General features: G+C 65.2%; 11 protein-coding genes. 9 read left to right on the forward strand and 2 right to left on the reverse strand.

Features of this window, described 5'->3' with window-relative positions; translation table 11 throughout:
• Positions 1-313 precede the first annotated feature (313 nt).
• The gene (locus tag EDF58_RS19975; protein WP_132268796.1) at positions 314-2,722 is read right to left on the reverse strand and encodes a TonB-dependent receptor; all 2,409 of its coding nucleotides are present in this window, start codon (positions 2,720-2,722) and stop codon (positions 314-316) included.
• A gap of 240 nt (positions 2,723-2,962) precedes the next feature.
• Between EDF58_RS19975 and EDF58_RS19980 the strand changes: the two genes are divergently transcribed.
• Positions 2,963-3,649 (forward strand): response regulator transcription factor, encoded by a 687-nt coding sequence (locus EDF58_RS19980; RefSeq protein WP_165921495.1) that lies wholly within the window; start codon positions 2,963-2,965, stop codon positions 3,647-3,649.
• Positions 3,650-3,682: 33 nt separating this feature from the next.
• Here the strand turns inward: EDF58_RS19980 and EDF58_RS19985 are convergent, their stop codons facing one another.
• Positions 3,683-4,330: a TetR/AcrR family transcriptional regulator gene (locus tag EDF58_RS19985; RefSeq protein ID WP_243654392.1), complete on the reverse strand. Its 648-nt coding sequence runs from the start codon at positions 4,328-4,330 to the stop codon at positions 3,683-3,685.
• Positions 4,331-4,427: 97 nt separating this feature from the next.
• Between EDF58_RS19985 and EDF58_RS19990 the strand changes: the two genes are divergently transcribed.
• From EDF58_RS19990 to EDF58_RS20025, 8 genes are all read left to right on the forward strand, one after another.
• Entirely contained in the window at positions 4,428-6,905 is a 2,478-nt protein-coding gene (locus EDF58_RS19990; protein WP_132268802.1) for a TonB-dependent receptor, read from the forward strand.
• Positions 6,906-6,983: 78 nt separating this feature from the next.
• Complete coding sequence (locus tag EDF58_RS19995; protein WP_132268804.1) at positions 6,984-8,522, forward strand: CehA/McbA family metallohydrolase; 1,539 nt, start codon at positions 6,984-6,986, stop codon at positions 8,520-8,522.
• Positions 8,523-8,652: 130 nt separating this feature from the next.
• Positions 8,653-9,504 carry a TauD/TfdA family dioxygenase gene (locus tag EDF58_RS20000; RefSeq protein WP_132268805.1) on the forward strand — a complete coding sequence of 284 codons (852 nt, stop codon included), beginning with the start codon at positions 8,653-8,655 and terminating at the stop codon, positions 9,502-9,504.
• Positions 9,505-9,797: 293 nt separating this feature from the next.
• A complete protein-coding gene (locus EDF58_RS20005; protein WP_132268807.1) occupies positions 9,798-10,832 on the forward strand; it encodes a sulfate ABC transporter substrate-binding protein in 1,035 nt (344 codons plus the stop codon).
• Positions 10,833-10,881: 49 nt separating this feature from the next.
• Positions 10,882-11,724, forward strand: coding sequence for a sulfate ABC transporter permease subunit CysT (cysT, locus tag EDF58_RS20010; RefSeq protein ID WP_243654393.1), 843 nt, complete (start codon positions 10,882-10,884; stop codon positions 11,722-11,724).
• Positions 11,721-12,560, forward strand: a complete 840-nt coding sequence (gene cysW, locus EDF58_RS20015; RefSeq protein WP_132268810.1) for a sulfate ABC transporter permease subunit CysW — start codon at positions 11,721-11,723, stop codon at positions 12,558-12,560. Before cysT ends, cysW begins: the two co-directional genes overlap by 4 nt.
• On the forward strand, positions 12,524-13,534 hold the full coding sequence (locus tag EDF58_RS20020) for a sulfate ABC transporter ATP-binding protein (protein WP_132268812.1): 1,011 nt from the start codon (positions 12,524-12,526) through the stop codon (positions 13,532-13,534). The genes cysW and EDF58_RS20020 overlap by 37 nt, the downstream gene beginning before the upstream one ends.
• Positions 13,534-13,686 carry a YezD family protein gene (locus EDF58_RS20025; RefSeq protein WP_132268813.1) on the forward strand — a complete coding sequence of 51 codons (153 nt, stop codon included), beginning with the start codon at positions 13,534-13,536 and terminating at the stop codon, positions 13,684-13,686. Before EDF58_RS20020 ends, EDF58_RS20025 begins: the two co-directional genes overlap by 1 nt.
• Positions 13,687-13,813: the final 127 nt, after the last annotated feature.

Here is a 13,813-nt window from a genome sequence, read left to right on the forward strand (position 1 = left end):
AAGAACCGGTCCCTCGCGGAACCCGCCGAACAGTAAAGCCGGACAACTAGCGCTCCCCGCTTTCTTGCGATGGGGGAACAAGCTGTCCGTCTCTGCTGGCGACCGCTGCAAGACCGTGTGGTCCGCTGCGGTGAGAGGCCCTCTAAGTGCCACCCGCGATTCGGTCAAACCCTTTTTCCTGAAAAGTTTTCCACACCCGCCGGGGTGACCAGAAAAACGACACGCGGCGTGGCCGGAGCCGCGCCGCGTGCAGGAATGCAGGCAGGAACCTGCCGGCAGGCCACAGGGAGAGGCCTGCCGAAACGGTGAAACGTCAGAAGTTGACGGTGCCCTCCACGCCGAAAGTGCGCGGCGGATTGAAGTTGCCATAAGCGCCCAGCGTGTTCGCATTGGCGTAGGACAGGCGGTAGATGTGCGTCTCGTTGAGGAGGTTGCGGCTCCAGACCGAGACCGTCAGCTTGGTGCCGTTGTCGGACATCGGGATGTCGGCAAGGGCGATGCGGCCATTCACGATGAAGCTGCTCTGCGCCTTAACGTCTTCGTCCTCGAAGCTGTACTGCGCATCGGCATAGGCGGCGTCGAGATGGACCTGGACGCTTTCGTCGCCGCTGCCCACCGGCACCGTGTAGTCCGCGAAGACCGAAGCGGCATTCTTCGGCGTGTAGACGATGAAGACGTTCTGGTAGACCGGGTTGTCGGCCGTACTGAGGAACGGATTCAGCGTCCGCGGCACACGCGTATAGGTATAGGCATAAGAGGCGCCGAACGTGAGATTGTGCGTGGGGTGGACGTTCAGTTCCGCCTCGACGCCGCGGATCTTGGTGGTGCCCGGCGCATTCAGCGTCTCCTGCGTGTGCAGGTTGAAGTAAGGGCTGGTGGGATCGGTGTTGACGTTGTCGAAGTCCACCTGGGTGCCATCGCGGTCCATGATGTAACCGGCCAGGTTCAGGCGAACCTTGCGATCCAGGAACATCATCTTGGCGCCGACTTCATAGGACTTCACCGTTTCCGGGCCGAAGGCGTCGAAAGTCTGCGAGCGGTCGTTGGCGCCGCCGGCCCGGTAGCCGGTGGAGTACTTGGCGTAGAGGTTCACGTCCTGCGTGGCGTCATAGGCCAGCGTGACCATCGGGTCGAAGCGGTCCTTGCGGTAGCGGAAGGTGTAATCGTAAGCCGCGCCGTTGACGATATCGAGCACGCCGTCGCGCTTGTCGTGCGTGAAGCGGCCGCCGGCGGTCAGGTGGACCTGGTCAAGCCCGGCAGGCGTATACGTGGCCTGCGCGAAGGCGGCCAGGCTCTGGGCCTTGGCGTGGCTGTCGCGCTGGAGGAACAGCGAACTGTCGTCCCAGCCCTGGTTGGACGAACTCACAACGCCCGACACGCTGGGGCTCAGCACGGTGTAGCCGGAGCCGTCCGCGTTCCACTGGTTGGAGCTGGGAGTGGCGGCGTTCTCGCTGGCGTGCTCGTTGTAATAGTAGGCACCGGCCACGAAATCGAGGTGCGGCAGGCTGCCGACCAGCTGGAGTTCCTGGCTGAACTGGTTCTGGTCGAGGAACGAGAGCGAGTAGCGGCTGAACTTGGCGTTCGGCAGGAACACGGTGCGGTGAGCGCCGCCCGAGTTGTCGTACTGGTCGGTGTGGACGTCCCGCCAGGCGGTGATCGAGCGCAGCGTCAGGTTCGGATTGAGGTCGTAGCTGAGGTTGCCCATCACCCCCTGCGTGCGGTCGACGCTGGGCTGCTGCGGCACGCCGATGTCCGCGGTCTTCATGCGCTTGTCGCCGCTGACCTGGACGAGCGGGGAAAGCGGGGCGATCTGCCCGGCCTTCAGCTTGCCGCCCTGGCTGGCGATATCCGCCAGCGTGGCGACCGTCAGGTTGTTCGGGTTGTAGTTGATGAGCTGGCTGTACATCGGCGTGTTGTCGTCACGCGACTTGTCGTACGAGATGTTCGCCGTCAGCCCTTCGAACGGCTTCCACTGGGCCTGGATGCGGACGCCGACGCGGTCGTAGTAGTTCCAGCCGGTCTGCCCCGCGAGCGGGTTCTTCACCGTGGCGTCCTGGTGCTGGTAGACGCCGTCTACCTTGACCGAGATGTTGTGGAACTCGGGGAAGTCGATGTGCGCTTCGCCGTCGCGCTGGCCATAGTTGCCGAGGCCCGCCGAAACACGGCCGCCGAATTCTCCGGTGGGCGCCTTGGTGACGATCGAGAGCGCGCCGCCTTCGGTGTTGCGGCCGAACAGCGTGCCCTGCGGTCCGCGCAGCACTTCGATGCGCTGCACATCGAACAGCGCGGCGTTCAGGCCCTGCTGGCGGCCGAGGTAGACGCCGTCGAGGTAGACGCCCACGCCCTGGTCGCGCGCGGTCTGGTTGGCGTCGAACGGCACGATGCCGCGGATGCCGACGGTAAGGGCCGACTGGCGCGCTTCGAACGTGGCGACGCGCAGCGAGGGCACGGTACCGCTGGCCAGGTCGATCAGGCTCTGGACGTGCTGCTTCTCGATATCCGCACTGCCGATGACGGCGATGGCGATCGGAGTCTTCTGGAGGTCGGTCTCGCGCTTGGTGGCGGTGACGATGATCGGCACCGAGCCGTCGCTGTCGGCCGCGGCGGCGCTGTCGGCAGCGGGAGCGATTGTTGCGGCTTCATCGGCGAAAGCGGCTACCGGCGCCTGGCTCAACGCGACGATGCTGCAAGTGGCCGCCAGACGGATGGCGTGGCGAATCATGCGAAAACTCCCTGAAATGCTTGGTCTTCCTCCTTGCAGTCGCGGCAAGGGGCCCGCCCGGCGGGGCGACAGGGAGGCTGACTAGGCGCGACCCGCGTCACATCCGTGTTGCTTTCTTGTAATTTTCTTGACGCAATTATGGCGACACGCGGCCGGGCGAACATGACAAATTTGACATGTGCATGGCGGCGATCACGGCACTATGTGGCCGGATCATTCGTATCGAAACTGCAGGATACCATGATCAAATCTGGCGACATCGTGCTGACCTCGGGCGACCTTGCCCATGTCAGCGCCGTTCGTGACAACTTCCTCTCCTTCGAGGCGGCGGTGATGAACGCAACCGAACTCTGCGCGCGGCCCGCCAGGGCCCCGACCTGGATCTTCGTGGACTGGCTTCTGCCGGAAATGTCGGGACTTCAGCTCTGCGGGCTGCTGCGCGACCGCATCAACGACCATCCCCTCCACATGACGATGATCCTGCCGGAGGCCGATCCGCGCGCCCAGGCCCGCGCGCTGGACGCGGGGGCGGACGACTACCTGATCGCGCCCCTCACCCCGCATGCGCTCGTGCAGCGCCTGCGAATCTACCAGCCTGCCGCGGCCGCGCGCAAGGAAACCCCGGCGATCCAGATCGGCGAGCTGATGATCCAGCCCGATTCGCATCTCACCCGGTACCGGGGTCTGGTCGTGCCGCTGCAATCGAATGAGCAGCGCCTGCTCAATCACTTCGCGCGCAATCCCAACCGGGTGTTCACGCGCGGCGAACTGATCGGCGTGCTGGGCAAGAGCGTGGAGGTCTGCGACGAGCGGACCGTGGACTCCTGGGTCAGCCGCCTGCGCCGCAAGCTGCGCTCGATGCAGGTGCCGCACCTGCCGCGCACCGTGCGTTCGTTCGGATATGTCTTCGACAGCGCCGAAGCCTGAGGGCGGCGGCCAACTGCAGCTGCGAAACCGCGATCAATCCGGGCCTTTGTGCCCGGGCCGCGCATATTCGGGATAATGGAACATGGCGCTGAAGACATGGCCGGCATCGGCGAACAGCGCTTCTGCGTCCATTTCCTTTTCCTTCAGCATCTCGTCCAGCGAATAGGCGATCTCCACCGACATGCGGGTGCGCCGCAGCACCAGTTCACGCGGAACATGCGCGAGATAGGGCATGTACATGTCCGTCAGCAGGTCCGAGACGAAGTTGTGCGAGAACAGGCGGATCGGCGTGAGGCTCGGGATCGCCCGCAGCGCCCGCATGATCCACAAGGCGCCCGGCTCGCTGGCCGTGATCTCATGCATGGTGCGGATCAGTTCGACCACCTTGCCCTCGATCACGTCGAGCCCGGCCTCGCGGTAATTGTCCAGCCAGGCCTGTAGCGCCACGTTCTGCCGCTCCATGAAACGCTCGGCCAGGGCATGGAGAATCGCATATTTGTCGTCGAAATAGCGATAGAACGCGGGCGGGGTCATTCCGGCGCGTTCGCAGATCTGGTTCGTCGAGATGCGCTCGATGCCCACCTCCCCCAGCAGATGCGCGGCGGAATCGAGCAAGGCATTGAATGTCTTGCGCGATCGCTCCTGCATGGGCCTGCGGTAAGGGGGTTTGTCAGGATCCAATTCGTGCTCCGGACACCGCAAATGCCGCGTGGTGTCATAAAAATGATAATTATAGCTACCATATGCGGCCCGCACAGCAAATACAGGGGTCGCATCCATGTTCAAGTCCCGTTTCCGCGTGCAGGCCTCGGCCTGCGCGATGGCCGTCTTCGCCTGCGCTTCGGGCATCGCCCATGCCGACGAAGCCGCGCCCAACCCCGCCGCCGGATCGGGTGACGACATCATCGTCACCGCGCGCGCCGGCAGTGCGCAGAAGAAGGTCGAGGCGAGCTACGCCATCTCGACGATATCCGAAGCCGAACTGCAGATGAAGGCGCCCATCGGCGTGGGCGAGGCGCTGAAGAACGTGCCCGGCTTCTGGATCGAAAGTTCCTCCGGCGAGGCCAGCGGCAATATCCGCGTGCGCGGCATCCCGACCGACGGCTTCTCCGCGCTCTCGCTGCTGGAAGACGGCATCACCATCCAGCACGACGCCGGCCTCGGCTGGCTGAACGGCGACCAGGCCCTGCGCATGGACCAGACCATCCAGGGCATCGAAGTGGTGCGCGGCGGTCCGTCGTCGATCTTCTATTCGAACGCCCCCGGCGCGGTCGTGAACTTCATCACCCGGCGCGGCGGCGACCATCTGGAAGGTTCGGTCCGTTACGAAGTGGCCGACTACAATTCGCACCGCGTGGACGGCTGGGTCGGCGGCCCGATCGGCAACAGCGACTGGCGCTTCCTGGTCGGCGGCTATTACCGCCTGTCGGACGGCCAGCGCCACACCGGCTACCGCCAGGACGAAGGCGGCCAGATCCGCGCCACGATCTCGCGCGAGTTCGAGCGCGGCTCGCTCATGCTGGGCGTCAAGCGCATCGACGAGCGCATCGGCAACGCCATGGTCACGCCCTTCGTCAACGACGGCAACGGCGATCCAGTGGGCGTGCCCGGCTTCAACGCCAAGCGCGACATCATCGCCGGCAAGGAAACCCGCTATTTCGACTTCCTGACGCCGGACGGCGTGGAAAAGTTCGACAACGGCATCGGCACCACCATCAAGCTCACCCAGCTGACCGGCGAGTTCGACTACGAACTGACCGACAGCCTGCGCGTCGAGCACAAGATGCGCTACCGCGACAGCTACACCAAGCGCAACTCGATCACCCCGCGCACGGTCGCCTCGGCCGCCGACCTGCTGTCCTCGACTTATGGCAAGTACGTCGACACGGCCGCCGGCCAGACGCTGGGCTTCAACTATACCAACGGCAGCGGCCCGATGGACCTGGCCAATGCCAACGGCAACGGCCTGGCCCTGCTCAACCTCGCCCGTTCCTTCACCATTCCCGAAGACGAGTTCGTTTCCGACACCCGCTTCCTGCAGGACTTCGAACTGGCCGGCCACCACGACCTGGCGCTGGGCTTCTACTATGCCCACGTCAAGGAAACCTACCATTCGAACTCGGCGGCGATCTTCACCGACGTGAAGGACAATGCCGCCCTGCTCGACGCCGTACTGCGCGATGCGGCCGGCAACACGCTCTACCAGTTCACCAATGACGGCATCGCCAGCTACGGCTCGGAATTCAACAACGCCTTCGGCAAGTCGGACACCATCGCCGTCTACGCCAGCGACGAATGGAAGCTGACCGACCGCCTGCGCGTCGATGGCGGCATTCGCTGGGAGCAGATCAAGACCAGCGGCCAGGTGGAAGGCAAGAGCACGATCAACCTCGGCCAGTCCGCCACCGCCGCCGACGACGCGGTGCTGGTCGGCTCGGGCGTGTTCGCGCCGTTCTCGCGCAAGTACGATCACATGGCCTGGACGCTGGGCGCGAACTACCAGCTCCAGCCGCGCATGGGCGCCTTCGCCCGCTTCACCTCCACGTTCCGCCTGCCCAGCGTCTCCAGCTTCCTCGGCAATGCGGCGGCCAGCCCGGTCACGCAGAAGATGGACTTCTACGAGGTCGGCCTGAAGTACGCCTCGCCCACGTTCGACGTCTATCTCACCGGCTTCAACTCGATCTACAAGAGCTACGAGATCAGCGACTATCGCCAGAACGCGGCCGGGCAATATGTGCTCAACACGGTCTACGGAGACACCAAGACCTGGGGCACCGAGCTGGAAGCCACCTGGCGCCCCGCGAAGTGGTTCGACATTCACGCCAACTGGACCTGGCAGGACGCGCGCTTCACCGACTTCGTCTACACCAATTCCAGCGGCCAGGTCGTCGACTATTCCAAGAACCGCCTGATCCGCGTGCCGAAGCACAGCTTCCGCATCACTCCGGGCGTCAACCTGATGGACAACCGCCTGCGCGTGGAGGCGGACTTCGCCTACTACGGCCAGCGTTATGCCGAAGTGGCGAACCAGATCAGCCTGCCCGCCTATTCGACGGTGGACCTGAACGCCAAGTTCGACGTCAACGACCGGCTGACCTTCAACCTCTACGTCAACAACCTCACCAACACGATCGGCCTGACCGAGGGCAATCCCCGCGCCGGCTCGATCGACAACGAGGAAGTGGGCGACCTCGTCTACATCGCGCGCTCGATCTTCGGCCGCAGCGTGCGCGGCGCGGTGACGTTCAGGTTCTGATCGGCCTCTCCGCCCTCTCCCTCCCGGCGGGCGCCCTGGCCGCGCCCGCCGGAACCCTCACCTCCGGGGACAATCGACATGCCCAAGACCTTTTCCCGCCTCGCCTCGCTCGCCCTCCTTCTCGCTTCTGCCCTCGGGTCGCACCAGGCAATCGCGCAGGACCTGCCGGAATGGGACAAGGTGCCTCTGGCAAAAGGGCATGAGAAGCCGGACCTCGTGCTGACCGGCACGGTCGACCGTTCGGACTACCAGCGCAACGTCCCGGTCTCGTTCGACGTCCCCGGAGGCGTTACCCGCATCGGCGTGGCGTACGAATATACCCGCCCGGACGGGAAGACCGTGATCAACCTCGGCCTGTTCGACGGCAAGACATTCCGCGGCTGGAGCGGCAGCAACAAGCACACCGTCGTGATCGACGAGAACAACGCCACGCCCTCTTTCATCGCCGGGCCGGTCGGCGGGCGGCGCTGGTCGCTCGATCTGGGCGTGTCCTATATCGGCGAAGGGGTGACCTCGCGCTATACCGCCCGCATCTGGTTCTGGCGGCCGGGCGAAGTGCCAGCCGTCTCGACCTTCTCGCCCGAGCCGCTGGAAGTGGCCGACAAGTGGTATCGCGGCGACTTCCATCTTCACACCGGCCATAGCGACGGCTTCTGCACCAGCCGCCGCGGGCGCAGCGTGCCCTGCCCGCTCTACCGCACCGTGGATGCCGCGCTGGCCGCCCATCTCGATTTCGCGGCGATCACCGATCACAACAATGTCGCGCTTTATGGCTCGATGCGCGAACTCCAGCCCTTCTACGACGATATCCTGCTGATCCCCGGCCGCGAAATGACCACCGAGCAGGGCCACGCCAACGTCTTCGGCACCACCGAATATATCGACCACCGCCTCGGCGAGAAATCCATGCCCGACATGGCGACCATGATCGAGCGCGCCCATGCCGCGGGCGGTTTGTTCTCGATCAACCATCCGGGATCGCCCACCGACTTCCGCTGCCGCGGCTGCGGCTGGTCCGCCCCCGAGGCGACTTACGCCGCCACCGACGCCATGGAAGTGATGAACAGCGGCAACCTCTGGAAGCAGCTTGGCGGCGGGGACGCCGGGGGCGATGTGGCGATCTGGGAAAAGCAGCTCGCCCAGGGCCGCCGCATCACCGCGATCGGCGGCAGCGACAACCATGACGTCGATCTCGGCCGCCTCGGCGTCGGCTTCCCGACCACGCTGGTGCGGGCGCCGGAACTGTCCGAACGCGCCATTCTCGATGCCGTGAAGGCAGGCCACGTCATGATCGACATGACCGGCAAACCGGGCCTCGGCTTCGATCTCTCGGCGCGCTGCGGCGCCCGTGCAGGAACGGTCGGGGATGCCTTCGCGCTGCCTGCCGGCCAGACCCTGGAACTGGCGCTCACCATCACGGGCGCGAAAGGCCGCAAGCTCGTGGGCCTGGTCGACGGCCAGCCTGCGGCGGAACTCTCGGCCGAGAGCCTGACCGAAGCGCGGCAGGCCCTGCCGCTCAAGTGGACCTCGGACGGCCAGCGCCACTGGATCCGTTTCGAACTGCGCGACGGAGCGCAGCGGCTCTTCATGACCAATCCGGTATATGTGAACTACTGAGCTTCCCGCTCCGCAGCCCGACCGGATGGGCCTGAACTGCGGCGAAACGCTTGCCGGGGGACGGCGGGGACGGCTTGACCGGGTAAACTCAATCAAATAAGTTGAGAATATCCGGTCAGGAGTTCGTACAATGCCGATTGAAATCCGCAAGCATGGGCGCGTCGGCGCCGAAATCCTCGGGATCGACCTCGCCCGTCCGCTGGCGGAAGACGATCTTTCGGCGATGCGCGCGGCTTTTGCCGAACATGGCGTGGTCTTTTTCCGCGACCAGTCCATCACCGAACAGCAGCATATCGACTTCGCCCGCCATTGGGGCGCGATCAACATCAACCGCTTCTTCACCGCCCATTCGGTCTATCCCGAAATCGCGCTGGTGGTGAAGGAACCGGACCAGCAGCACAATATCGGCGGCGGCTGGCACACCGACCATTCCTACGACTTCGCCCCCGCGCTGGGCTCGATCCTGGTGGCCCGCGAACTGCCGCCGCAAGGCGGATCCACGGCCTTCGCCTCGATGTACGCCGCCTATGACGCCTTGCCGCCGCGGCTCAAGGCGCAAGTGGAGGGGCGCCATGCCGTCCATTCCGCACGCCATGTCTTCGGAAGCAGGGCCGGCGCTTACGAGGCCGCGCAGGACACCCGGCGGGACGGCCGAATCGGCAATGCCGGCGCTGCGGACCTGCTGGACGACCCGGTGCATCCGGTCATCATCACGCACCCCCTCAGCGGCAAGCGCGCAGTCTACGTGAACCCCAGCTTCACACTGCACATCCAGGGCCTGTCCGAAGAGAACTCGCGCGGCTTGCTCGAAGAACTCTATGCCCATTGCCGCCGTCCGGAATTCCAGGAGGATTTCCACTGGCGGGAAGGTTCGATCGCCTTCTGGGACAACCGTGCCACCTGGCACTACGCCTACAACGATTATCACGGCCATCGCCGCGAAATGCACCGCATCACCATCGAGGGCATCCAGCTCGGCTGAATCGGTCGCGGCGGCACCCGGGTTTTCTCGCAGTTGAAGGGTGCGGGGCTTTGCAGCACGATGGGGCGCTGCTCCCTTTGGGTAGGGCCCGGGACGGATGCCGTCCCTATGGAAACGCACCGAAGGGCGCTCTTTTCGAGCGCTTCGGCGCTGGCGGGGCCGCCGAACCCTTGGGAAACCGCGGAGTTCGGCATCGGCCAAAAGGTGGACTTGCCACCCTGCAAATACATATTTAATGTCAACCAAATCGATTGAGTTTAGGCAATGCGCCTTCTGACGGGAGACATGACACGATGAAAGCCGGAACCCTCAATCGCCGCCTGTTTATTTCGGTGGCCGCCGCAACGGCACTGGCAGCCTCTCTGGCGGGCTGCTCCGGCGGCAAGTCGGGCAATGCGGTGGAGATCACCAATGTCTCCTATGACCCCACCCGCGAACTCTACCAGGCCGTGAACCCGGCCTTCGCCGCCTACTGGAAGAAGAAGTCCGGCCAGGATGTGACCTTCCGCATGAGCCACGGCGGATCGGGCAAGCAGAGCCGCGCCATCATCGACGGATTGGAAGCAGACGTCGCCACCCTGGCGCTGGCCTATGACATCGACGTGATCGCGGACAAGGCCAAGCTGCTCCCGGCCGACTGGCAGAAGGCCCTGCCCGACAACAGCGCGCCTTATACCTCCACCATCGTGTTCCTGGTCCGCAAGGGCAATCCCAAGGGCATCCACGACTGGGCCGACCTGGTGAAGCCGGGCGTGCAGGTCATCACGCCCAATCCCAAGACCAGCGGCGGCGCGCGCTGGAACTTCCTGGCCGCCTGGGCCTATGGCCGCAAGGCGGGCGGATCGGATGCCGCCGCCGAGACGTATACGAAGCGCCTCTTCGCGCAAGTTCCGGTGCTTGACAGCGGTGCGCGCGGCGCCACGACCACTTTCGTCGAACGCGGCATCGGCGACGTCCTGCTGGCCTGGGAGAACGAGGCGCTGCTGGCCGAAAAGAAGCTCGGCGCCGGCAAGTTCCAGATCGTCGTCCCCTCGATCTCGGTCCTGGCGGAGCCGCCGGTCGCCGTGATCGCGAACAATGCGAAGAAGCACGGTACCGAAGCGGTTTCCAAGGCCTACCTCGAATATCTCTACACACCCGAGGCCCAGGTCGCGATCGCACGCAACTTCTACCGGCCGAGCGACCCCAAGATCGCGGAACAGTTCGCCGGGCAGTTCCCGAAGCTGAACCTCGTCACCATCGACAAGGACTTCGGCGGCTGGACCAAGGCGCAGAAGACCTTCTTCGACGACGGCGGCGTGTTCGACCGCATCTACACCAAGAAGTAAACCGCGCCTTTCGCGCCAGAAATCGAGCAGGCCACTGCAGATGCCATCCATGACGACGCGCAAGGCCAGCTGGCGTGCGCCCTCCGTGTTGCCCGGCTTCGGGCTGACCTTCGGGTTCAGCCTGGCCTGGCTTTCCCTGATCGTGCTGATCCCGCTTTCCACGCTGTTCCTGAAGTCGGCCGGCATGGGCTGGCACGCTTTCGTGGACGTGGGCTTTTCCTCCCGCGCCCTCACCGCCTATCGCCTGAGCTTCGGCACCGCCATCGCCGCGGCCTTCGTCAACGCCGTCTTCGGCCTGCTCGTGGCCTGGGTGCTGGTGCGCTACGAATTTCCCGGCAAGCGGGTGGTGAGCGCGCTGGTGGACCTGCCCTTCGCCCTGCCCACCGCCGTTGCCGGCATTGCCCTGACCGCGCTTTACGCGCCCAGCGGCTGGGTCGGCCAGTACCTCGATCCGCTGGGCATCAAGGTGGCCTTCACGCCGATCGGCATCACCGTGGCGCTGATCTTCATCGGCCTGCCCTTCGTGGTCCGCTCGGTGGAGCCGGTGCTGGCCGACCTGGGCAAGGACGTGGAGGAAGCCGCCGCGACCCTGGGCGCGAACCGGGCGCAGACCTTCGCCCGCGTGATCTTCCCGGCGATCCTGCCCGCGCTCTTCACCGGCTTCGCGCTGGCCTTCGCGCGCGGCGTGGGCGAATATGGCTCGGTGATCTTCATCTCGGGCAACATGCCCGGCCGCACGGAGATCGCCCCGCTGCTGATCGTCACCCAGCTCGAACAGTACAATTACGACGGCGCCACGGCCATCGCCATGGTCATGATGCTGGTGTCCTTCGCGGTACTCTTCACGCTCAACGCGCTCCAGTCGATCCGTCGCAGGAGGCTCGGCGCATGAGGCGGCACGCTCCCGGCACCGAGAGCCGGACCGCACAGGTCCTGCTGATCGGCCTTGCCCTCACTTTCCTGGCCTTCTTCCTGATGCTGCCGCTGGTCGCGGTGTTCAGCGAAGCGCTGAAGCAGGGCATCCGTCCCTTCCTGGACGCGGTGACCAACCCCGACGCCTTCTCGGCGATCCGGCTGACGCTCATCATCGCGGCGATCAGCGTGCCGCTCAACATGGTCTTCGGCCTTGCCGCAAGCTGGGCAATCACCAAGTTCAGCTTCCCCGGCAAGAACCTGCTGCTGACGCTGATCGACCTGCCCTTCTCGGTCTCCCCGGTGGTCTCGGGCCTGATCTTCGTGCTGCTGTTCGGGGCGCAGGGCCTGCTGGGGCCCTGGCTTTCGGCGCACGGCGTCAAGATCATCTTCGCCGTGCCCGGCATCATCCTCGCCACCGTGTTCATCACCTTCCCCTTCGTCGCGCGCGAGTTGATCCCGCTGATGATGGAGCAGGGCAAGGACGACGAGGAAGCCGCGCTCTCGCTGGGCGCGAACGGCTGGCAGACCTTCTGGCATGTGACCCTGCCGAACATCCGCTGGGGCCTGCTCTACGGCGTGCTGCTCTGCAATGCCCGCGCCATGGGCGAGTTCGGCGCGGTCTCGGTCGTTTCCGGCCATATTCGCGGCGAGACCAACACCATGCCGCTGCATGTCGAGATCCTCTACAACGAATACGATTTCGTCGGAGCCTTCGCGGTCGCCTCGCTGCTGGCCGCCCTCGCCCTCGTCACGCTCGTCCTCAAGAGCGTGCTCGAATGGCGCTTCGACCTTCACTCGGGAGCAAGCCATTGATCCGCGTCCAGAACATCACCAAGCGTTTCGGCAACTACCCGGCGCTTCACGGCATCGACCTGGAGATCCAGCCGGGCGAGTTCATCGCCCTGCTTGGCCCCTCCGGCTCCGGCAAGACGACCCTGCTGCGCATCATCGCCGGCCTGGAGTTCCAGGACGAGGGCCATGTCTACTTCGACGGGCAGGACGTTTCCGACATTCCCGTGGGCAAGCGCAATGTCGGCTTCGTGTTCCAGCAATATGCGCTGTTCCGCCACATGACCGTGGCCGACAACATCGCCTTCGGCCTCAGCGTGCGCAAGGCCAGGCTGCGCCCCGCCAAGGCGGAGATCAAGGAACGCGCGCAGGAACTGCTGCGCGTGGTCCAGCTGGAAGGGCTGGGCGACCGTTATCCCGGCCAGCTTTCCGGCGGCCAGCGCCAGCGCGTGGCGCTCGCCCGCGCGCTGGCCATCGAACCGAGCCTGCTGCTCCTGGATGAGCCGTTCGGCGCACTCGATGCCAAAGTCCGCAAGGACCTTCGCCGCTGGCTGCGCGACTTGCACAAGCAGATGGGGCTCACCTCGATCTTCGTCACGCACGACCAGGAAGAGGCGCTCGAACTCGCCGACCGCGTGGTGGTGATGGATCACGGCCGGATCGACCAGATCGGCACGCCCGAGCAAGTCTACATGGAGCCCGCCACCGCTTTCGTCTCGCACTTCGTGGGCGAAACCAACCGCCTGCCCGACGGCCGCCACATCCGCCCGCACGACATCGAGATCGTCACCGCGGCCAGCGGCCGGGGCGAAGGGCAGCTGCTGGTGGACAACGTATTCCGCAAAGGCGGAGCCTGGCGCGTCGAAGGACGGCTCCACGGTAGCGAGACGATCGTCGAGATCGACGTGGATGCCCATGAGCCGCCGCCCGGGATCGGCCAGACGGTCGCCATCGCCGCACGCCGGGCCCGGACCTTTGCACTGGCGGAGGAAGCCTGATGACCCGCGACAGCCAGTCCGAGCGCAATCTCGAGGAAAGCCTCGCAAAAGTCCGCGAGGCCCTGCAGGACTTGCGCTACGGCCAGATCGCCCTGACCATCCACGACGGCCGCGTCGTCCAGCTCGACGTCACCGAGAAGAAGCGGTTCTGATCCGCCAGCGCTCCCGGACGCGGTCCGGGAGCGCTGGCCCCCTTCTCGCCGCAACATGAATCTTTTGTAACCTTGCCTCCACGCCGGCTCCATGCCGCCGGGGTTAGAACGGCCATGCGGTCCGGGA

This window comes from Novosphingobium sp. PhB57, assembly GCF_004342985.1.
Lineage (GTDB): Bacteria > Pseudomonadota > Alphaproteobacteria > Sphingomonadales > Sphingomonadaceae > Novosphingobium.